Source organism: Acidovorax sp. FG48, from assembly GCF_057809085.1.
Genome location: NZ_JBMDJH010000001.1, coordinates 612,139 through 633,688, shown reverse-complemented (window position 1 = coordinate 633,688; position 21,550 = coordinate 612,139). Strand labels below are relative to the sequence as shown.

At 66.7% G+C, this 21,550-nt stretch carries 19 protein-coding genes; 8 read left to right on the top strand and 11 right to left on the bottom strand.

The features are described 5' to 3' along the window. Positions 1-13 precede the first annotated feature (13 nt). The 9 genes from ACODSU_RS02925 to ACODSU_RS02885 all read right to left on the bottom strand — a co-directional run bounded on the left by ACODSU_RS02925 (position 14) and on the right by ACODSU_RS02885 (position 8,549). Positions 14-505: a GyrI-like domain-containing protein gene (locus ACODSU_RS02925; RefSeq protein ID WP_488839923.1), complete on the bottom strand. Its 492-nt coding sequence runs from the start codon at positions 503-505 to the stop codon at positions 14-16. Between the two features lie 233 nt (positions 506-738). Next, the gene (locus tag ACODSU_RS02920; RefSeq protein WP_488839922.1) at positions 739-1,656 is read right to left on the bottom strand and encodes a ProQ/FINO family protein; all 918 of its coding nucleotides are present in this window, start codon (positions 1,654-1,656) and stop codon (positions 739-741) included. A gap of 91 nt (positions 1,657-1,747) precedes the next feature. Beyond that, positions 1,748-2,362 carry a cold shock domain-containing protein gene (locus tag ACODSU_RS02915; RefSeq protein ID WP_309827432.1) on the bottom strand — a complete coding sequence of 205 codons (615 nt, stop codon included), beginning with the start codon at positions 2,360-2,362 and terminating at the stop codon, positions 1,748-1,750. 73 nt (positions 2,363-2,435) lie between these two features. Further along, positions 2,436-3,689 (bottom strand): glycolate oxidase subunit GlcF, encoded by a 1,254-nt coding sequence (gene glcF / locus ACODSU_RS02910; RefSeq protein WP_110960484.1) that lies wholly within the window; start codon positions 3,687-3,689, stop codon positions 2,436-2,438. 41 nt (positions 3,690-3,730) lie between these two features. Then, a complete protein-coding gene (locus ACODSU_RS02905; RefSeq protein ID WP_110960485.1) occupies positions 3,731-4,540 on the bottom strand; it encodes a YoaK family protein in 810 nt (269 codons plus the stop codon). Between the two features lie 47 nt (positions 4,541-4,587). Next, positions 4,588-5,715: a glycolate oxidase subunit GlcE gene (gene glcE / locus ACODSU_RS02900; RefSeq protein WP_488839919.1), complete on the bottom strand. Its 1,128-nt coding sequence runs from the start codon at positions 5,713-5,715 to the stop codon at positions 4,588-4,590. Positions 5,716-5,977: 262 nt separating this feature from the next. Continuing rightward, positions 5,978-7,420 carry an ammonium transporter gene (locus ACODSU_RS02895; protein WP_015012095.1) on the bottom strand — a complete coding sequence of 481 codons (1,443 nt, stop codon included), beginning with the start codon at positions 7,418-7,420 and terminating at the stop codon, positions 5,978-5,980. Between the two features lie 36 nt (positions 7,421-7,456). After that, positions 7,457-7,795 (bottom strand): P-II family nitrogen regulator, encoded by a 339-nt coding sequence (gene glnK, locus ACODSU_RS02890; protein WP_015012094.1) that lies wholly within the window; start codon positions 7,793-7,795, stop codon positions 7,457-7,459. 43 nt (positions 7,796-7,838) lie between these two features. Next, positions 7,839-8,549, bottom strand: a complete 711-nt coding sequence (locus ACODSU_RS02885) for a TorF family putative porin (RefSeq protein ID WP_015012093.1) — start codon at positions 8,547-8,549, stop codon at positions 7,839-7,841. Between the two features lie 214 nt (positions 8,550-8,763). Here ACODSU_RS02885 and ACODSU_RS02880 point away from each other — a divergent pair, with 214 nt between their 5' ends. Both ACODSU_RS02880 and ACODSU_RS02875 read left to right on the top strand, forming a co-directional pair. After that, entirely contained in the window at positions 8,764-10,308 is a 1,545-nt protein-coding gene (locus ACODSU_RS02880; protein ID WP_488839916.1) for a YifB family Mg chelatase-like AAA ATPase, read from the top strand. Positions 10,309-10,491: 183 nt separating this feature from the next. Continuing rightward, the gene (locus ACODSU_RS02875; protein ID WP_488839914.1) at positions 10,492-10,989 is read left to right on the top strand and encodes a MarR family winged helix-turn-helix transcriptional regulator; all 498 of its coding nucleotides are present in this window, start codon (positions 10,492-10,494) and stop codon (positions 10,987-10,989) included. Positions 10,990-11,157: 168 nt separating this feature from the next. On the opposite strand, the gene ACODSU_RS02870 is transcribed toward ACODSU_RS02875, so the two are convergent. Together ACODSU_RS02870 and ACODSU_RS02865 are read right to left on the bottom strand one after the other, a co-directional pair. After that, a complete protein-coding gene (locus ACODSU_RS02870; RefSeq protein ID WP_488839912.1) occupies positions 11,158-11,907 on the bottom strand; it encodes an SHOCT domain-containing protein in 750 nt (249 codons plus the stop codon). A 279-nt stretch (positions 11,908-12,186) separates the two neighbouring features. Further along, positions 12,187-13,077, bottom strand: coding sequence for an amidohydrolase family protein (locus ACODSU_RS02865; RefSeq protein ID WP_488839910.1), 891 nt, complete (start codon positions 13,075-13,077; stop codon positions 12,187-12,189). Positions 13,078-13,237: 160 nt separating this feature from the next. Here ACODSU_RS02865 and ACODSU_RS02860 point away from each other — a divergent pair, with 160 nt between their 5' ends. From ACODSU_RS02860 to ACODSU_RS02835, 6 genes are all read left to right on the top strand, one after another. Beyond that, positions 13,238-14,020, top strand: coding sequence for a crotonase/enoyl-CoA hydratase family protein (locus ACODSU_RS02860; RefSeq protein WP_056057212.1), 783 nt, complete (start codon positions 13,238-13,240; stop codon positions 14,018-14,020). 39 nt (positions 14,021-14,059) lie between these two features. Further along, positions 14,060-15,937: a feruloyl-CoA synthase gene (locus tag ACODSU_RS02855; RefSeq protein WP_488839908.1), complete on the top strand. Its 1,878-nt coding sequence runs from the start codon at positions 14,060-14,062 to the stop codon at positions 15,935-15,937. 28 nt (positions 15,938-15,965) lie between these two features. After that, positions 15,966-16,730 (top strand): SDR family NAD(P)-dependent oxidoreductase, encoded by a 765-nt coding sequence (locus ACODSU_RS02850; protein WP_488839907.1) that lies wholly within the window; start codon positions 15,966-15,968, stop codon positions 16,728-16,730. Between the two features lie 101 nt (positions 16,731-16,831). Continuing rightward, positions 16,832-17,821: a Bug family tripartite tricarboxylate transporter substrate binding protein gene (locus ACODSU_RS02845; RefSeq protein ID WP_309827448.1), complete on the top strand. Its 990-nt coding sequence runs from the start codon at positions 16,832-16,834 to the stop codon at positions 17,819-17,821. 123 nt (positions 17,822-17,944) lie between these two features. Continuing rightward, entirely contained in the window at positions 17,945-19,672 is a 1,728-nt protein-coding gene (locus ACODSU_RS02840; RefSeq protein WP_488839904.1) for an acyl-CoA dehydrogenase family protein, read from the top strand. Between the two features lie 152 nt (positions 19,673-19,824). Then, positions 19,825-21,540 (top strand): tannase/feruloyl esterase family alpha/beta hydrolase, encoded by a 1,716-nt coding sequence (locus tag ACODSU_RS02835; protein WP_488839902.1) that lies wholly within the window; start codon positions 19,825-19,827, stop codon positions 21,538-21,540. Positions 21,541-21,550: the final 10 nt, after the last annotated feature.

The following is a 21,550-nucleotide window of genomic DNA, read 5'->3' as shown; positions in this document are numbered from 1 at the left end:
TGGTTCGGTGAGGTCATGCGCGCGGCGCACCGGGGGCGATGCCGATATGGATGGCCACGCGGTCCGGGCCTTCATACAGCTCGAAATCGGTGCCAAATCGCCGGGGCAACTGCGGGTGGGCCGCAAAGTAGCGCCAGACCTCGCCCCAGGCATCGATGACCATCTGCGGCATTGTGCCGTGGCCGTGGAACACCAGATAGTCGCCCGCCTGCACCGCGATCTGCACGGCCCCCGGCACCGGGGCAACGGGTGGCGGCACGGCCACGCCGGCGGTGACGTCAAAGGCGCCGTGTTCGTCGGATTCGTAGCCGCTGTAGACGCCGAAGATGCGGCCCTCTTCGCCACGGCTGGGCAGTGTGCGCTCCCAGCTCTGGCTGAAAAAGCGGTCCCACAGGGCGCCGATGCGGGCGATGGCGGGGTCCATCTCGTCGCGGTTGCAGGTGCGCACCGTCAGTCCTACAACGTGGAACGCAGCCACCGCAGTGCGGGTGGGGATGGTTGTCACGGTCAAGCTCCTCTCTCTGTGTCGGGCTTGGCATGTTGCAGCCCGGCTGCTGACAACATGGTGTCAGTAGCCTGTCGGCAGCGTCGTCACGGAACGTGACACACGCTGGCGCAGACAAGGGCGCGCTTCAGATCCATGTCAGGACTCACGACAAGGTGACGGAAGCAGCGCCAGGGGGTGGTGGCGAGAGAAGGACTGGGGAGCATTGCGCAGCCCCCACAGGGCACAGCAGGTCAGGCTGCGGTAGAGGCGCTGTCCGCCTGCACAGCGGCCGAAGCCGCTGCGGCTGCAGCAGCCGCCCGCCGGCGGGCGCGCTCCAGCTGCTGCCCCACGGTGCGGGGCACCATGCCGTACATGTCTGCAAAGGCCTCCAGCGTCTGGCCGCTGGCCTCAAAGGCACGCAGCAGGGCTTCGTCCTTGGCGTTGCGGGCCGACCATTCGGCAAAAGCCTCTTCCAGGATGGCGTTGGCGGCATCGTCGCGGCTCAACACCAGCCCGGTGTAGGCCTCGCGCGTGAGGCCCGAGGCCTCGAACGCGGCCATCATGCGGTTGCGCAGCTTGGGCAGCAGGTCTTCGGTGGCGCGTGCCTTCTTGCGGCGGTACACCTCCAGCAGCGCATGGTGCACATGCTCGGGGGCCATGTCTTCCACGGGCTGACCTTGCAGGTCGTGTCGCTTGTCGCCTGCCGCCACGCTTTGCAGATAGCGGGTGGAGCGGGTGTGCAGGCCCAGCGCCACCTTGAGCACCTCGCGCTCGAACAGGTCGGGGTGGGCGGCCAGGATGTCCTGGAAGATGCCACGCTTGAGCGGGCGGAACACTGCGCCAAACAGGTGGGGGTACAGCGCTGCGAGCTGCTCCAGCGCAGGGTGCACGCGCTGGGGTGCGCGCGGGGCGGCACCGGGTGCTGCGGCTTGGGGGCTGCCTTCGGCCGCTCCTTCAGGCGCCTGGCGCCCCTCGGGCTTGCGGCGGTTGCGGCCACCACGGCGGGACCCGCCCTTGCGCTGCGACTGGGGCGCACCGGCTTCGGCAGCAGGCGCTGCCGGGGACTCGGTGGTTGCCACGGCCACGGCAGCCTCGGTCACCACAGGCGCGGCGGGGGCGCTGGCAGGGGCTGCGTGGGGTTGTTCTTGTGTGGACGCGGAGTCGGTCATGGCAATGCAGTTCGGGGGCAAATGGAGGGCGGCAAAACCCTCGATCATGCCAGTGTTGGCGTTGCGGGCGCCAAACAGCCCTGGGGACGCGCTACTTTGCCAGTGGATGGGTACACCACTGCTGCTCGCACGGAACCCCGTCGCCGTTCCCGTCCATCTTGGTCCCAGGGCAGTTCTGCAGGAAGAACTTGGCTTCGGAGCACGATGTCATCTGTGAGCAGTGTTGGCGACCGTCACAGCGATACGAGGTGGCCAACGGTTGCGCCGGGGCAGCGGGGGCGTGCTGCTGCGGTGTCTCCAGCGCCTGCGCCGCCGCTTCAGCACGGACCGCTGCAGCCCGCTGCGTACGCCGGTCAAAATGCCAGTAGGCCGCCGCCAACAGCGCGCAGGCCACCACAAAGACAACGATGCGCATGGGCAGCCCCCGGGGCTCAGAGGGTTCGCGGCCGATGTCGCGGCGCGCCCGGGACGGGGCCGCAGTGGGCGAAGCGGCAGCGGGCCGGTCTCGGCGCACTCGAACCGCCTGCTTCTTGCCGTCTTGGTTCAGGGAGATTTCAAAACTCAGCGTTTCATTCAGCTGCGGCCGCAGGCCGTCGCGCGCAAATGCCGAGATGTGCACGAACACATCCTGGCCTGCCGGGATGGGCGTGATGAAGCCAAAACCCCGGTCGTCGTTCCACCGAGTGAGCGTCCCCTCGAAGCGCATGGCCTCCCCTTTCTAAGCTGTTTGGGGCGCCATGGTAGCGGCTGGTCACACAGCCAACCGCGAGGCTGCGAGGTCACGGCCCCAATAGCGCCTCGTCCAGCACCTCCACCCAGTGCCGCACGGGCGTTCCCGTGCCACTTTGCAGGTGGGTGATGCAGCCGATGTTGGCAGACAGGATCATGTCGGGCGGCTGGTTGCCGAAGGCTTCGCCGAGCACGCCGAGCTTGCGGTCGCGCAGCTGGTACGACAGGTCGGGGTTGAGCACCGAATACGTTCCGGCCGAGCCGCAGCACAGGTGGGCATCGTTGCGCGCGGTGCGCAGCTTGAAGCCCAGCTGGTTCAGGTGTGCCTCGACCCCGCCGCGCAGTTTTTGCCCGTGCTGAAGGGTGCAAGGGGGGTGGTAGGCGTACAAGGTGTCCGGCTGGTTCACGCGGCCCTGCAGCTTGGTGGCCAGCTCGGGCAGCAGGGCAGGCAGCAACTCGGACAGGTCGCGAGTGAGGGCGCTGATGCGTTCGGCCTTGGCTGCGTACTGTGGGTCGTCCTTCAGGATGTGGCCGTATTCCTTGACGGTGACGCCGCAGCCCGAGGCGTTCATGACGATGGCCTCAACCCCACCCGCTTCGACCAGGGGCCACCAGGCGTCGATGTTGGCGCGCATCTCGGCCATGCCGCCGGCCTGGTCGTTGAGGTGGAACTTGACGGCGCCGCAGCAACCCGCCTTGGGTGCGATCACGGTCTGGATGCCCACGGCGTCGAGCACGCGGGCGGTGGCCGTGTTGATGTTGGGCATCATGGCCGGTTGCACGCAGCCCGCCAGCATGAGCACCTTGCGCGCATGTTCACGCGTGGGCCAGACGCCAGCGTCCTGCGGTGCGGGCACCTTGGCCTTGAGCGACTCGGGCAGCAGGCCACGCACCATTTGCCCGGCCTTCATGGCGGGGGCGAACAGGGGCGAGGGCAAGCCCTCTTTCAGCGCCCAGCGCAGGGCTTTTTCGCCCACGGGGCGGGGCACTTTTTCATCGACGATCTTGCGGCCAATATCGACCAGGTGGCCATACTGCACGCCGCTGGGGCAGGTGCTTTCGCAGTTGCGGCAGGTGAGACACCGGTCCAGGTGCATCTGGGTCTTGCGCGTGGGCTCGGCGCCTTCAAGCACCTGCTTGATGAGGTAGATGCGGCCGCGCGGGCCGTCCAGCTCGTCGCCCAGCAGCTGGTAGGTGGGGCAGGTGGCGGTGCAAAAGCCGCAGTGCACACACTTGCGCAGGATGGATTCGGCCTCCAGGCCATCGGCGCGGGCGCGGTATTCAGGGGAGAGCTGGGTTTGCATGGGGCATACCTGGGCGAAGGAACAAAAAGAGGGGGGCCGGTTCAGCGCGCTGTCGGTGGGTCCAGCGGCGGATCGTGCGGCGTCTGCAGCGCCAGCGCCTTGCGCCAGGGCTGGCGCAGCCGGGCGCGGTCGGCCCACAGCGGAGGCAGCGACAGGGCCAGCAGCACCAGCGCCAGCGGCACCACAAACACAAAGCCCACATGCTTGAAGCCCGCCGCACCCGCAATGCCGCCCACCAGAAACATGCCCACCAGCCCGGCAAACAGCCGCAGCCGCGCCTGGTTGGCGCGCACCTGCGACTCGGGCGCGGTGCCGGTACGGTTCCAGTAGAGCGCCTTGCCCATCTCGATGCCCAGGTCGGTCACCACGCCGGTCATGTGGGTGGTGCGGATCTGGGACGAGGACATCTTGGTCACGGTGGCGTTTTGCAGCCCCATGATGAAGGACAGCAGCAGCACCGTGAGGGGCACCGCAAACGGCGTGGGCCAGCTGAGGGTGATGGCGCCCACCAGGCCAAACAGCAGCATGAGCACGGACTCCAGCAGCAGCGGCAGCGCGTAGGTGCTGCGCAGCTTGCGCTGGCGCGCCCAGTTGACCATGATGGCCGTGGTGCCCGCCCCCGACATGAAGGCCCACAGCGCGCCCACGGCGCCCAGCACCAGCTTCATCTGCCCCAGCACCAGGTTGTCGGCCAGCGACGACAGGAAACCCGTCATGTGCGAGGTGTAGAGGTGCACCACCAGAAAGCCGCCCGCGTTCACCGCCCCGGCGTTAAACGCCAGCAGCAGGCCCAGCACTTGGTTGCTCGCAACCGTGCGGTGGTGTCCGGTGAGGTGAAAAAGGCGTCGCATGGGCAAGGAAGCTTGGATGGCAAGGATGGATGGCTGTGTCGCCCTGCCTACCAGGCCCGCGCCATGCGGCCGGGGTTGAAGATGCCTGCGGGGTCGAAGCTGTGCTTGAGGCGGGTGTGGATTTGCTCCAGCGCCTTGGATTGCAGGTCAAAAGCGCCGCTAGCGCCGGTTTTATTTGCCTCAGTAGCTATAAAAATAGAAGCACTCCCCCCTACTGCACGGGTGGCTTCGCGCAGGGCGTCGCCTGAGGACTCGGGGGCCTGTACCCAGCGCAGCGCCCCGTGCCATTCCACCAGCGGCTGCGCACCGGCGGGCAAAGCCAGCACCGGCGCGGTGGCGGGTACGGACAGGCGCCACAGGGCGTGGTCGGGGCGCGTGGCCCGGTCGGTGAACCACGGCAGGGTCTGCTCGCGGCAGGCGGTCCAGTCGGCGGCCACGGTGGCGTTGTCCATGCGCGTGCCGCCCATGGTCTTGCACGCGGCCTCCACCGCCGCCACGGCGCCGCGCAGGCGCACATACAGGGTGCCTATGCCTTTGTCCTGCACCCAGCAGCTGGCGTTGAGGGGCAGCGGCTGGCCACCCCAGGCGTGCAGCTTGCGCAGGGCGTCGGCCTGGTTGATGCCATCGAACCGGAGCGTGGCCTCGCCGGGCGCCACGGGCAGCACCTTGAGGCTCACCTCCGTCAGCAGGCCCAGCGTGCCCCAGGCACCGGCCATGAGGCGCGCCACGTCATAGCCCGCCACGTTCTTCATCACCTGGCCACCAAAGGTCAGCAGCTCGGCCTTGCCGTTGAGCAACGTCACGCCCAGCAGGTAATCCCGCACGGCGCCCACGCTGGCGCGGGCCGGGCCCGACAGGCCGGCCGCCACCATGCCGCCCACGGTGGCGGCGTCTGCAGGGGTCTTGGCGAAATGCGGGGGTTCAAAGGGCAGGCACTGGCCTTGTTCGGCCAGCACGGCCTCCAGCTCGGCCAGCGGGGTGCCAGCGCGGACGGTGACGACCAGTTCGCTGGGCTCATAGCTCACGATGCCACGCAGCACCCGGGTGTCGAGCACCTCGCCGTGCAGCGCCAGGCCATGGAAGTCCTTGGTGCCCCCGCCACGGATGCGCAACGGGGTCTGGTCGGCGGCGGCAGCGCGCACGCGCTCAGTGATCGGGGCGAGGGAGAAGTCCATCCATGCATCGTAGCGGCAGCGGTCGGACACACGGCAGGGGAGGAGCGTGAATTTTTTGAACAGCGGGTGTGCAAAGGACTGGCGGATGCCACGGGGCGCTTTTGTCCCCGCCAGTCCCACACCCCCACGCACTCGCTACCCACCGGTACGAAAAAAGCCCGCCGGTGGTCGGCGGGCTGAAATAACCAGAGGAGTAACTCGCTTGTTCTTATTGCGACGCCACGGTGCCACCAGACACCGCAGCGCGTGGGGCGCAGAGCGATCAGCGGTTGTACGCCGTTTCGCCGTGCGAGGTGATGTCCAGACCTTCGCGTTCGGCTTCTTCCGAAACACGCAGGCCCACGAGCAGGTCGGCGATCTTGTAGGCGATGAACGCCACCACACCAGACCAGACGATGGTGAACAGCACGCTCTTGACCTGCACCCAGACTTGAGCGCCCATGGCGAAGGTGTCAGGCGTCAGGCCGCCCGTGCCACCCAGGCTTTGCGAAGCGAACACACCAGTCAGGATGGCACCCAGGATACCGCCCACGCCGTGCACGCCGAACACGTCAAACGCGTCGTCCACGTTCAGCATGCGCTTGAGGCCACCCACACCCCACAGGCAGACCACACCAGCGATCAGGCCCATCACGATGGAACCCATGGGGCCCACGAAGCCTGCAGCAGGCGTCACGGCCACCAGGCCCGCCACCGCACCGGAGGCAGCACCCAGCATCGAGGCCTTGCCCTTGTGCAGCGCTTCACCAGCGATCCACGACAGCGTGGCGGCGGCAGTGGCCAGCACGGTGTTCACAAAAGCCAGGCCCGCGTTGGCATTGGCAGCACCGGCAGAGCCAGCGTTGAAGCCGAACCAGCCCACCCACAGCAGCGAGGCGCCCACCATGGTCAGTGTCAGGCTGTGGGGTGTCATGGCTTCCTTGCCGAAGCCGATGCGCTTGCCCACCATGTATGCACCCACCAGGCCAGCGATACCGGCGTTGATGTGCACCACGGTGCCACCCGCAAAGTCCAGAGCACCGTCAGCACCCAGCAGACCGCCGCCCCACACGATGTGGGCCATGGGCACGTAGCTGAAGGTGAACCACAGCACCGAGAAGATCAGCACGGCAGCGAACTTGATGCGCTCGGCGAACGAGCCCACGATCAGTGCCACAGTGATGGCGGCAAACGTGCCCTGGAACGCGAAGAACACGTACTCAGGAATCGTGGTCAGGGCGCCGAAGGTCTCCTGGGTCACGCCCTTGAGGAAGATCTTGTCGAAGCCGCCGAAGAACTTGCCCTCGCCCGAGAACGCCAGGCTGTAGCCATAGATGGCCCACAGCAGCGAGATCAGCGAGAACACCACGAAGACCTGCATCAGCACCGACAGCATGTTCTTGCTGCGGCCCAGGCCGCCGTAGAACAGGGCCAGGCCAGGGATGGTCATCAGGATCACGAGCAGCGTGGAGGTCAGCATCCAGGCGGTGTCGCCGGAATCGACCTTGGGCGCTGGGGCCGCAGGGGCTGCCGGCGCGGCGGCGGCTTCTGCGGCAGGCGCGGCAGCGGCTGCGGGAGCTGCAGGTGCAGCAGCATCAGCGGCCGGTGCTGCAGCAGCGGGGGCTGCGGCGGCGGGCTCGGTGGCGGCAGGCGCCTGGGCCATGGACAGGTTGCCCATGGTCAGCAGACCGAGCCCCAGAATGAAGGAAGCAAGCAGTTTTTTCATGGCGTTTCTCTTCTTGGATGGGATGCGGCCTCGCCCTTACAGGGCTTCCTTGCCGGTTTCGCCAGTGCGGATGCGCACCACCTGCTCCAGGTGGGTCACGAAAATCTTGCCGTCACCGATCTTGCCGGTGCGCGCTGCGGTCTCGATGGACTCGATCACGCGGTCCACCAGGTCGTCGGCCACAGCGGCCTCGATCTTGACCTTGGGGAGAAAGTCCACCACGTACTCTGCACCGCGGTACAGCTCGGTGTGGCCCTTTTGGCGGCCAAAGCCTTTGACTTCGGTCACCGTGATGCCTTGCACGCCGATGTCGGAGAGCGCTTCGCGCACTTCGTCGAGCTTGAAGGGCTTGATGATGGCTGTCACCATTTTCATTTTCAGATCCTCCGGAATGGGCGCCACCGGCGCCCATTGAGACTTACAGGGTTTTGGTGAGCGTGACGATCACGCGCGACTTGTTGACCGGGCCGTAGAAGGCCTTCTTGGTGGCGCCGACCACGGCAGCGCCGAGGGACACGCCGCCGCCGAAGTCGTACGAACCGCCCAGGCTGTAATCCATGAAGTTGGGGGCGGTGATGTCACCACCAAAGCGGGTGAAACCGACCGATGCCTTCAGCGTGGTGCTGGGGGCCACTTCCTGGGCAAACGCCAGGTTCAGGTAGCCGGTGTTGCGGCCTTTCATGCCAGGACCTGCGTAGGCGAAGTAGTCCTTGGACAGGGTGTGCGAGTACTTGGCCGTCACGGGGCCGAAGGTGGCAGCGCCATAGACTTCGGTGGTGTTGCCCGCGCTGTTGCCGGGGTAGATGTAGGTCAGCAGACCCACATCCAGGTCCACGCCGCCAGCCTTGAACTTGTAGCCGCCGTACAGGTCGGATTCGAGCGAGTTGCCGGACAGCCAGTCCACGCTGGAGTTCCAGTTGCCCACGTAGAAGCCGGTCTCGCCGAAGGTGTAGTCAAAGCCGCCTTGCAGTGCGGGCTTGACGGTCTTGACCTTGGACGTGTCCTGGTCCTGGCCGCGGAACTTGTAGTTCGTGGTCAGGCTGACGTTGGCGGTGAGCTGGGCGCTGGCCAGCATGGGAAGGGTTGCAACAAGGGCAACGCCCAGGGTCTTGATGATGGCGCGGGTCATGTTTCCTCCGGTTGGACAAAGTAGGGACAAGCGCTTTAAGCACGGACCGTGCCACGCCAAGGTGCACAGGGCGCCGCACGGTTGCGTTGCGTTACAACAATCCCCAGTACAGTGGCGGTGACCGCGCCCGGAGCGCCGCACTCAACTGGTGCAGACGCCCCGCAGGCCGCGCTAAAAACCTACAAAACGCACCCATCTGGGGAGAAATCGCTTCATGAGTCTTGCTTTGGTGCAAAGCCGCGCCCTTCTGGGGCTGCAGGCGCCTGCAGTCACCGTCGAAGTGCATCTGGCCAACGGTTTGCCCAGCTTCACCCTGGTCGGGCTGGCCGAGGTGGAGGTGAAAGAAGCCCGCGAGCGTGTGCGCTCGGCACTGCAGAACGCGGGGCTGGAGTTCCCGACCAATAAGCGCATTACCGTCAACCTGGCCCCCGCCGATCTGCCCAAGGACTCGGGTCGCTTTGACCTGCCCATCGCCCTGGGCATCCTCGCCGCCAGCGGGCAGGTGGACGCCAGCCGCCTGGCGGGCTACGAGTTTGCGGGCGAGCTGTCGCTGTCGGGCGAGTTGCGCCCCGTGCGCGGTGCGCTGGCCACCAGCCTGGCGCTGCAGACGCAGCAGATCGACGCCCAGCTGGTGCTGCCCCCCGGCAGCGCCGAAGAAGCCGCCCTGGTGCCCGCCGCGCGCGTGGTGCGTGCCCGCCACCTGCTGGACGTGGTGCGCGCGTTCCTGCCACCCGGCAGCACGGCCGGTGGCGATGCCGACGTGGCCAACGACGGCTGGACGCGCCTGCAGGCCACCGCGCTCGCCGCCAGCACCACCGGGCCCGACATGGCCGATGTGAAGGGCCAGGCAGGCGCCAAGCGCGCGCTGGAGATTGCAGCGGCTGGCGGCCACAGCGTGCTGATGGCCGGGCCACCGGGCTCGGGCAAGTCGATGCTGGCGCAGCGTTTTGCCGGGCTGCTGCCCGCGATGACGGTGGACGAAGCGCTGGAGAGCGCCGCCATTGCCAGTCTGGCAGGGCGCTTTCGGCCCGAGGCTTTTGGCGTGCGCCCTACCGGCCAGCCCCACCACACGGCCAGCGCGGTGGCGCTGGTGGGCGGTGGCTCGCCACCCCGGCCGGGCGAGATTTCGCTGGCCCACCAGGGCGTGCTCTTCCTCGATGAACTCCCCGAGTTCCCCCGCGCTGCACTGGAGGCCCTGCGCGAGCCGCTGGAGACCGGCCACATCACCATCGCCCGGGCGGCGCAACGCGCGGAGTTTCCGGCCCGGTTCCAGATGATTGCGGCGATGAATCCGTGCCCCTGCGGCTTTCTGGGGTCCACCCAGCGCGCCTGCCGCTGCACGCCTGACCAGGTGCACCGCTACCAGGCCAAGCTCAGCGGCCCGCTGCTGGACCGCATCGACCTGCATGTGGAGGTGCCCGCCCTGCCCGCCGAGCAACTGGTGCAGGCGGCTGCGGGCGAGTCCACCGCCAGCATCCGCGCCCGGGTGGAGCAGGCCCGCGCCCTGGCCCTGGCGCGCCAGGGCTGCACCAACCAGGCGCTGCAGGGCCAGGCCATCGACGCCCACCTGCACCTGGATGATGCGGCCGCCAAGTTCCTCAACACCGCTGCCGCGCGCCTGGGCTGGTCGGCCCGCAGCACGCACCGGGCGCTGAAGGTGGCGCGCACCATCGCCGACCTGGCGGGCGTGCCGACCACCGAGGTCAGCCACGTCGCAGAGGCCGTGCAGTACCGCCGCGTGCTGCGCAGCCCGGCGTGAGGGGCGCTGGCGGCGCGGCAAGCACAACCGGGGCGGCGGTGCGGGCAGATATCAAATTGATAGCACCTGGCGCATGTTTCACTAGCGCCTGCGGCTGATTTCGATCAAAAAGAGGGCCCACAGCACCTGCCGGGCGCGGCGTACCGGCCCCTGGAGGCCGGGCGCCCGGCACAATCTCCCCCCATGTCCAGCGTCCGTTCCCCCAAGAAATCCCCCTCGGTTCCCGCCCCCGCAGACACCGCAGCGCCCGCCAGCGAGCCCGTGGACACCGGCTTTTTGCGCACGCTGGTGGGCTACAACACGCGGCGCGCGGCGCTGTCCATCATTGCCGTGTTCATGGAACGCATGGCCGTGTACGACCTGAAGGTGGTGGATTTCTCGGTGCTGTCGCTGGTGGCGCACAACCCGGGCATCACCTCGCGCCAGCTGTGCGCCACGCTCAGCGTGCTGCCGCCCAACATGGTGGGCTTGATTGCGGCGCTGGAACGGCGCGGCCTGATCGAGCGCCGCCCACACCCCAGCGACGGGCGTGCCATGGGCGTGCACCTGACGCCCGCCGGGGTGGAATTGACCGCGCAGGCCGAGCAGACGGCCGCGCAACTGGAAGAAGACGCCACCAACCGCCTGACGACGGCCGAGCGCAAGACGCTGATCCGGCTGCTGCAGAAGGTGTATGACTGACGTTCGGGCTACTCCAGCTAGGCTGACGGTCGCCAAACAAGTTTGGACTAGTCAGACGACCGCGGCTAAGAGCCGATTCGCGACATGAAAGCCTCTAACAACAGCTTCCCGCAACGCCTGGTACCGCGAACCCGGTACCCAGCAACCCAGGCATCGAGATTCCCCGGTCTATTGACTTGCAAGAATCTCTCGCTGCTTAGATTCGTACGCTTCCTGGGTAATTAAATTTTCTTCGCGCAGCTTCTTCAGCTCCCTGAGACGTTCAACCACTGATTGTGCAGATGCCCTCGGGGGGAGAGTGGGAGGCTCAACTAGCACTAAAGTTGGAGGAATCGGGGATAACTCTTTAGACACCAAAACAGGCAATAAATTGCCGCCGGTTCCGGGACAGTGTGTGTTTGAAGTCTTCACCTCCCTGATGACTACATCACCCATTCCAAGAATGGTCACTTTGTCGCCTACTCGTAAGCCTTGCCGTACGCACTCAATCGATTCACTCGCGTTAGGCTTGGTTAACGCCGGTTTTGGCCCATGAATGATTGCTGGTGGGTTCTCCGGATTCATCCCGACGCACTTCCTGGCGACTGCGGCTTGTTGAAGGGCCTCTGCCTCACCCTTGAGTCGAGCATATTCAGCTTCCTGCTGCTTTGTACCACCCAAAGCGAAAAGCGCTGGCCAGAAAAGAATTACCCCAACGCCGGCGATCGCACGATCATTGCTGGCCGCTTCGTCAAGCCGACCGCCCAGTTGCTGCAACCTTCCTGTCAATCGTTGTGCCTCTAGTCCAATCTGATAACAGTCGTAGTTTTGAAATTGGACCGGCGAAATGTACGCGGAGGCAATGTCCTTGGAACCGGTGGCGCATCCGGTTACTGCTATCACCGCGGCAAGCAATACCGCAATTTTTTTCTCCATCATTCAACGCTCAGTTAGTTCGGAGTCTTTGTAACAGCAAGTGTCATTCATGTCACTAAATTGACCAGACGTAACAGCTCAGCACGGAGATCGCAATCACTCAAAACGCTCTGCTTGCTGAGTAAGCACATGCGCTTTATGGGAAAATTGGGGGGACTGGAACGCACAGCAACTCACACCCGATGTAGCGACCCAAGCATCGGAGTACCTCAGCAAGGTCGGAACAAGTCACTCTTGACCAATCGAGCGGAGCTTCGAATGCTCCAAGAGGAGTGTTTCCAGTTAAAGCGAAGCGCCACCGGAGATCGGTTTGTCCAGCCCCAGCAAGCGCACCGCGTTGCCCTTCAGGATGCCGGGCATCACCTCAGGCTTGAAGCCCGCTTCCTGGAAGTCCTTCATCCAGCGCTCGGGCGTGATCAGCGGGTAGTCGCTGCCGAACAGCACGCGGTCCTTCAGCAGCGTGTTGGCGTACTGCACCAGCTGCTTCGGAAAATACTTGGGGCTCCAGCCCGACAGGTCGATCCAGACATTGGGCTTGTGCGTGGCAACCGAAAGCGCCTCGTCCTGCCACGGAAAGCTGGGGTGGGCCATCACGATCTGCATGTCGGGGAAGTCGATGGCCACGTCGTCCAGGTGCATGGGGTTGCTGTACTCCAGCCGCAGGCCGCCGCCGCAGCGCATGCCGCTGCCGATGCCGCTGTGGCCGGTGTGGAAGATGGCGGGCATGCCGTATTCGGCGATCACCTCGTAGATGGGCCAGGCCATCTTGTCGTAGGGGTGGTAGGCCTGCACCGTGGGATGGAACTTGAAACCCTTGATGCCGAACTCCTCGATCAGGCGGCGGGCTTCGCGCGCGCCCATCTTGCCCTTGTGGGGGTCGATGCTGGCGAAGGCCGTCATCATGTCGCTGTTGGCCTTGGCGGCCTCGGCGATCTCTTCGTTGGGGATGCGGCGGCGGCCCATCTTGGACTCGGCGTCCACCGTGAACATCACCAGGCCAATCTTCTGCTCGCGGTAGTAGGCCACCGTCTCGGCAATGGTGGGGCGGCGGCCGTTCTTGAAGTACTTGTCGGCGGCGCGGTCGTACTCCTCGCCGTAGTTGTCAAAGGGGTTCCAGCAGCTCACCTCGGCGTGGGTGTGGATGTCGATGGCGATCAGATTGGCGTGGTCCATGCGTGTCTCCTGGGTTGGCGCCCGCCGGTGCGGCGTCAAACCCCCAGCATGCGCCACGGCGCGTGACGCAGATCAAGGGTAAACACCAATAAAAAACGGGCTTGGCTTGCTTGAATTGGTTATGAACTATAACCACAATTCAACCAACACGAAAGCCTCTATGACCCATCCAGACATCCATTTCGAGCTGCGCGGCGACCACCAGGAAGTGGCCGTGATCCGCCTGACCCGCGCGGCCAAGCGCAACGCGCTGAACGACGGCCTGATCCTCGCGCTGCGCGACCTGTTCGAGAAAATGCCCAGCACCGTGCGCGCGGCCGTCATCGATGGCGACGGCCCCCATTTCTGCGCCGGGCTGGACCTGTCGGAGCTCAAAGAGCGCGACGCCGGCCAGGGCCTGCACCACTCACGCATGTGGCACGCCGCGCTGGAGCGTGTGCAGTACGGCCCCGTGCCGGTCATCGCTGCGCTGCATGGCGCCGTGGTGGGCGGCGGGCTGGAGCTGGCCAGCGCCTGCCACATCCGTGTGGCCGACGAATCCACCTTCTATGCGCTGCCCGAGGGCTCGCGCGGCATCTTCGTGGGCGGCGGCGGCGCGGTGCGCATCCCCAAGCTCATCGGCGCTGCACGCATGACGGACATGATGCTCACCGGCCGCGTCTACAACGCGCAGGACGGCGAAAAGGTCGGCTTTGCCCAGTACCTCGTGCCCGAAGGCCAGGCCTTTGACAAAGCCTTCGAGCTGGCCGTGCGCGTGGCGCAGAACGCGCCGCTGACCAACTACGCGCTGATGCACGCCCTGCCCCGCATTGCCGAGCAGCCCGCCGACCAGGGCTTCTTCACCGAAGCCATGATGGCTGCCATCGCCCAGAGCGCCCCTGAAGCCAAGTCCCGCCTCGCCGACTTCCTGGAAGGCCGCGCCGCCAAGGTCCGCAAGGACTGAGCCCGCCCCCAGTCACCCCTTGCCCCTGCTGGAACCCCTATGAGCGACCTCTCCACCCCCCTCGCCCCGGCCCGCTACCGCCCCGTGACCTTCGGCGTGACCCGCGTCAGCCTGCGTGACGGTGCACCGGGCGTGCGTTACCTGCAGGCGGACCTGCCCCTGGGCGCCTTTGCGCGCCGCGTGACGGACTACCTGGTGCACTGGGCGGAGACCACGCCCGACCACAGCTTTCTGGCACGCCGCGAGCAACTGCCCGGTGGCAAGACGGGTGACTGGCAGCATGTGAGCTACGCCCAGGCGCTAGACGCCGCGCGCAGCATCGGCCAAGCCCTGCTGGACCGTGGCCTGAACGCCGAGCGCCCGGTGGTGGTGCTGAGCGAGAACACGATTGAGCACGCGCTGCTGGCGCTGGGCTGCATCTACGCCGGTGTGCCCTACTGCCCCGTGTCGCCCGCCTACGCCACCGTGAGCCAGGACTACGACAAGCTGCGCCACGTCATCGACACCCTCACCCCCGGCCTGGTGTTTGCCGCCGACGGCGCACGCTACGGCAAGGCCATTGCGGCCACCGTGGCGGCCGATGTCGAAGTGATCCTGGCCCAGGGCGCGCTGGAGGGCCGCAAGGTGGGCACCTTCCAGAGCCTGCGCCACACCACCGCCACCCCGGCGGTGGACGCTGCCATGCACGCCACCGGCCCCGGCACCATCGTGAAGTTCCTGTTCACCAGCGGCTCCACCAAGATGCCCAAGCCGGTCATCAACACCCAGCGCATGTGGTGCGCCAACCTGCAGCAGATCTCGCTGTCGCTGCCCGTGCTGGCCGAGGCCTCGCCCGTGCTGGTGGACTGGCTGCCATGGAACCACACCTTCGGCAGCAACCACAACTTCGGCCTCACGATGATGCACGGCGGCACGCTGTACATCGACGACGGCAAGCCCACCGCTGCACTGATTGGCGAGACCCTGCGCAACCTGCGCGAGATCGCCCCCACGGTGTACTTCAACGTGCCTACCGGCTTTGAAATGATTGCCGAGGCCATGAAGACCGACGCCCAGCTGCGCGCCAACCTGCTGTCGCGCGTGCGCCTGTTCTTCTACTCGGGCGCCGGCCTGGCCCAGCCTGTGTGGGACAGCCTGCACGCCACGCAAGAGGCCGCCATTGGCGAGCGCATCGTGATGTGCACCGGCCTGGGCATGACCGAATCCGCCCCCTCGGCCATGTTCTGCAACAGCCCCGACGTGCGCTCTGGCCACATCGGCGCGCCTGTGCCCGGCATGGTGCTCAAGCTGGTGGAGGTGGACGGCAAGACCGAGGTGCGCTACCGCGGCCCCAACGTCACGCCCGGCTACTGGCGCTCCGACGCCGCCACACGCGATGCGTTCGACGACGAAGGCTACCTGTGCACCGGCGACGCCGTGAAGTGGATCGACGAGAACAACATCCACCGCGGCCTGGCGTTTGACGGCCGCATTGCCGAAGACTTCAAGCTCTCCACCGGCACCTTCGTGAGCGTGGGCCCCATGCGCGCCAAGATCATCGTGGCGGGCGCGCCCTACATCCAGGACGTGGTGCTCACCGGCCTGAACATGAAGGAAGTGGGCGCCCTGCTGTTCCCCTCCCCCGCCTGCCGCGAAGTGGCCGGCCTGAGCCCCGATGCCCCCTGGGCCGACGTGGTGGCCCACCCCGCCGTGCGCCAGCGCATCGAGGCGGTGCTGGACGGGTTGGCCCGCGAAGCCACCGGCAGCGCCAGCCGCGTGGCCCGCGCGCTGCTGATGGCCGAGCCACCCTCCATCGACAAGGGCGAGATCACCGACAAGGGCTCCGTCAACCAGCGCGCCGTGCTCAAGCACCGGGATGCGCTCGTCACGGCCTTGCACGACGACACGGCACCGGGCATCCTCAAGCCCGGCGCCTGAACCCCACCCCGAACAGGACAGACCCACCATGCAGATTCAAGGACAAGCCGCCCTCGTGACCGGCGGCGCATCGGGCCTCGGCGAGGCCACCGCACGCGAACTGGCCCGCCTGGGCGCCAAGGTGGCCGTGCTCGACCGCAATGCCGAGCTGGCCGAAAAAGTGGCTGCTGAAATTGGCGGCGTAGCCTGCCCATGCGACATCACCGACGCCGCCAGCGTGACCGACGCGCTGGAGAAGGCTGCCGCCGCCCACGGCCCCGCCCGCATCCTCATGAACGTGGCCGGCATCGGCAGCGCCAAGCGCGTGGTGCAGCGCGACGGAAGCGCTGCACCGCTCGAGGACTTCGTGCGCGTGATCAACATCAACCTCATCGGCAGCTACAACGTGAGCCGCCTGTTTGCCGCCGCCTGCAGCAAGCTGCCCACGCTGGACAACGGCGAGCGTGGCGTGATGATGTTCACCGCATCGGTGGCCGCCTTTGACGGTCAGGTGGGCCAGCAGGCCTACAGCGCCTCCAAGGCGGGCCTGGCCGGCATGACGCTGCCCATGGCGCGCGACCTGGCGCAGCACGCCATCCGCGTGTGCACCGTGGCGCCCGGCCTGTTTGCCACGCCGCTGATGAAGGAGCTGCCCGAGGCCGTGCAACAGTCGCTGGCGGCCAGCATCCCCTTCCCGCCACGCCTGGGCAAACCCGAAGAGTTTGCCGAGCTGGCTTGCCATATCGTGACCAACGGCCACCTGAACGGCGAAGTCATTCGCCTGGACGGTGCCCTGCGCATGGCGCCCCGGTAAACAAAGAGCGCCCCACGCCAACCATCAATAACAAGAGGGCGCGCAAGCGCCCCGGCTTGACCCCCGAGATTTCCGTCAGACACACACCAGGAGACATCAGCATGACCACCACCCGCCGTCAATTTGTTCAGGCCCTTGGCGCCAGCGCCGCGCTGGGCGCCTTCCACCCCTTTGCCGCCAACGCCCAGGTGGACCAGGTGAAGGTGTACTTCGGCTTCCCCGCCGGCAGCTCGGGCGACACTGTGGCCCGCCGCGTGGCCGAGAAGTGGGCCGGCAGCGCGTTCAGCAAGAACCCTGGCGTGGTGGAAAACAAGCCCGGCGCAGGCGGCCGCATTGCGCTGGAGACGCTCAAAGCAGCGCCCGCCGACGGCTCGGTGCTGGCCGTGGCGCAGGTGTCGGCCCTGGCCAACTACCCGCACATCTACAGCAAGATGAACTACACCGACAAGGACTTCGCGCCCGTGTCGATCGCGGCCATCATGCACCACGGCCTGGCCGTGGGCCCCATGGTGCCCGCCAGCGTGAAGAACGTGAAGGACTTCCTGGCCTGGGCCAAGGCCAACCCCAAGGACGCCAGCTACGGCTCGCCCGGCGCGGGCTCCACGCCCCACTTCCTGGGTGCGCTGCTGGGCATCAACAGCGGTGTGGACCTGCGCCACGTGCCCTACCGTGGCTCCATCCCTGGCGTGACGGACGTGGTGGGCGGCCAGGTGGCTGCCATGGTCACGCCGCACGGCGACTTCATCGCCAACTACAAGGCCGGCAAGCTGCGCATCCTGGCCACCTCGGGCCCCAAGCGCTCCATCTACGTGCCGGATGTGCCCACGTTTGCCGAACAGGGCTTCCCTGAGCTGACCACCGAAGAATGGTTTGGCTTCTACGCCCCGGCCGCCACGCCCAAGCCGGTGATTGCTGCTGCCAACGCCGCCATCAACGCTGCGCTGAAGGAAAAGTCGGTCATCGACAGCCTGGCCATCGTGGGCCTGATGCCCCATGGCTCCACCCCTGAAGAACAGGCCCGCTGGCAAAAGGCCGAGTACGACAGCTGGGGCCCGCTGATCAAGAAGATCGGCTTCACCGCAGAGTCCTGATTTCCCCTGCGCCGCAGGTCCGGACTGACCCCAGTCCGGGCTGCCGCATGGCAAAAAATAGAAGAAAACAGCCGCTAGCGCACATCCAACAAGCGCAGACAGCTACCAATAAGAGAGCAAACCATGCAAGCCCGCCAAACCCTTGCCGACATCCAGCACCTGCTGACCACCGTGCTGAAGGCGCCCACGCGCTGGCAGGGCCTGGCGCCGTTTGCGGATACCGATGGCGACCTGGCGGCCCAGGTGCTGGACGAAGCGGCTAAGTTTGTGGACAGCGCCATCGCCCCGCTGCAGCGCAGCGGCGATGAAGAAGGCTGCCGCTTTGACGGCGGGCAGGTGCACACCCCAGCAGGTTTTCGCGATGCGTACCAGGCCTTCTGGCAGGCGGGCTGGCCGTCGCTGTCTTGCGCGCCCGACGATGGCGGCCAGGGCCTGCCTGCGGTGCTGGAGTGTGTGCTGTTTGAATGGCTGGCCGGAGCCAACCACGGCTGGACCATGGCGCCCGGCCTGCTGCACGGCGCGTACGAATGCATCAAGCACCACGCCAGCGCTGAACTCAAGGCCCAGTACCTGGAGAAGGTCGCCACCGGCGAATTGCTGGCCACCATGTGCCTGACCGAAGCCCACGCGGGCAGCGACCTGGGAATGGTGCGCACACGCGGCGTGCCCCAGCCCGACGGCAGCGCGCGGGTGAACGGGAGCAAGATCTTTATCTCTGGCGGCGAACACGACCTGACGGACAACATCGTGCACCTGGTGCTGGCGCGCCTGCCCGATGCGCCGGCGGGGCCCAAGGGCCTGTCGCTGTTCCTGGTGCCCAAGGTGCTTCAGGATGGAAGCCGCAATGCCGTGGTCTGCGAACGCATCGAAGAAAAGATGGGCCTGCACGGCAGCCCCACCTGCGTGATGCGCTTTGATGACGCCACCGGCTGGCTGGTGGGCGAGCCGAACAAGGGCCTGAACGCCATGTTCGTGATGATGAACGCCGCCCGCCTGCACGTGGGCCTGCAAGGCATTGGCCTGCTGGAGGCCGCGTGGCAAAAGGCCAGCGCCTATGCCGCAGAGCGCCGCCAGATGCGCGCCCCCGGCGCCAAGGACACCAGCCTCATTCAAGACCACCCCGCCATCCGCCGCATCCTGCACACGCAGCGTGCATGGATCGACGGCGGCCGCGTGCTGGCCTACCACACGGCCCTGCAGCTCGATGTGGCCAAGCACAGCACCGACGCCGGCGAACGCGCCGCCGCGCAGCGCTGGTGCGCGCTGGTCACGCCCGTGCTCAAGGCGGCACTCACCGACCAGGCTTTCCACGGCGCCAGCGCCTGCCTGCAGGTGTTTGGCGGCCACGGTTATGTGCGTGAATGGGGCATCGAGCAGATCGTGCGCGACGCGCGTGTGGCCATGATCTACGAGGGCACCAACGAGATTCAGGCCATCGACCTGCTGGTGCGCAAGGTGCTGGCCGATGGCGGCCAGGGCCTGGGCGCCCTGCTGGGCAGCCTGCCCGGCGCAGCCCCCAGCGCCGCCGCCAGCGCGCGCCGCCATGCGCTGGTCGAGATCACGCAGACCCTGGCGATTGCCGCCCAGTCCGACCCCGAACTGCCCTACTGGGTAGCCGACGACTACCTGCGCGCCGTGGCGCTGGTGCTGCTGGAATGGGCCTGGGCCCAGATCAGCGCCGCCCGCCCCCACCGCGCGGAACAGTCCACGGCCGCCACAGACCGCTGGACCCCACCCGCCCAGGCCTTCGCCCAGTGGGTGCTGCCCGAATTCGACCTGCGCACCACCATCCTGCGCCAGCGCATTGCCCAGGCGTTTGAATTCAGGCCCCAGGAGGCCGCAAACGCATGAACCATATGCGCCAACAGCTCCTGATTCAGTAGCAAACACATCTTCCATCGATCTCCCTCCCACAGCGTGTTGAGGCCACGTTGCGGGGTTCCTTGCGCCTCAAAAAAACCACTGGAGACAACACCATGCGCTTGAAGATGAGAAGAAACCGGATGCGTGCCCACCAACCCCTGGCGCTCTCGGCCGCAGCCGCTGCCTTGCTCATGGGCTGTGGCGGCTCGTCCGATGCCGCCCTGCCCCAGCTCTCCGCCGCCACACCGGCCACCCTGCAGTCGTGCGCCACGCTGGCCAGCAGCCTGGCGCTGCCCGACACGCGCATCACCTCAGCCGAACAGGTGCCCGCAGGCCCCATCACCGTGCAGGGCGTGACCACCCAGGCGCCCGCGCACTGCCTCGTCAAAGGCAAGATGAAAGAGCGCACCGGCCCCGTGGACGGCGCCAGCTACGCCATCGGGTTTGAAATGCGCCTGCCCGTGGAATGGAACGGCCGCTTTCTGCACCAGGCCAACGGCGGCCTGGACGGCAGCGTGGTCACCGCGCTGGGCTCGGTGAGCGGCGCCGCACCCGTGGCACCCGGCCTGGTGCAAGGCTTTGCGGTGCTCAGCTCTGACGCAGGCCATGGCGCACCCACCCCGTTCTTTGGCGTGGACCCGCAAGCCCGGCTGGACTACGGCTACCAGGCCGTGGGCACCCTCACCCCCATGGCCAAGAACCTCATCAAGAGCGCCTACGGCAAGGCGCCCGACCGCTCGTACCTGGCCGGCTGCTCCAACGGCGGCCGCCACGCCATGGTGGGCGCATCGCGCTATGCCGACCAGTACGACGGCATCCTGGCGGGCAACCCCGGCTTTCACCTGCCCAAGGCCGCCACCACGCAACTGTGGAAGGCCCAGCAATACGCCAAGGTGTCCACCAAAGACGCCACCACCGGCCTGCCCGACCTGACCACCGCCGTGAGCCCGGCCGAGTTCAAGCTCATCAGCAGCAAGATCGTCGCCAAGTGCGACGCACTGGACGGCGTGGCCGACGGCCAGGTCAACGACGTGGCCGCCTGCCAGGCCGCCTTCAACCTGCAGACCGACGTGCCCACCTGCACCGGCGCGCGCGACGGCAGCTGCATCACCACCGAGCAAAAGGGCGTGCTGGCCAGCATCTTTGCGGGCCCCAAGAACAGCAAGGGCGAAGCGCAGTACACCGGCACCTGGTTCGACCCCGGCATTGCGGGCGCCAACTTTGCATCGTGGCACTTTGGCGCGCCCGCCACGCGCGACGCAGGTGCAGTGGCCTTCATCTTCACGTCGCCCCCATCCAGCGTGGCCGCATTCACCGCCATCCCTGGCATGCAGTACGCGCTGAACTTCAGCATGGAGACCGACTACCCCAAGATGTTCGCCACCAACACCACGTACACCGAGTCGCCCTGGTCGTACATGACCCCGCCCAACGAAGCCGACCTGAGCGCCCTGAAGAACCGGGGCGCCAAGATGATCGTCTTCCACGGCGTGGCCGACGGCGTGTTCTCGCCCATGGACACCGCCAACTGGATGGACCGCCTGCAGGCCAACCACAGCGGCAAGGCCGACGCCTTTGCCCGCTTGTTCCTGGTGCCCGGCATGAACCACTGCTCCGGCGGCCCCGCCACCGACCAGTTCGACATGCTGGCCCCGCTGGTGGCGTGGGTGGAACAAGGCAAGGCCCCCGACAGCGTGACGGCGAAAGTGCGCGGCGCAGGCGCCAATGTGGTCAACGCCGAACTGCCCGCCAGCTGGTCCGCCAACCGCACCCGGCCGCTGTGCGTGTACCCCAAGGTGGCACGCTACAACGGCACGGGGGATGTGGAAAGCGCAAGCAGTTTCAGCTGTAAGTAATCAGTTCAAC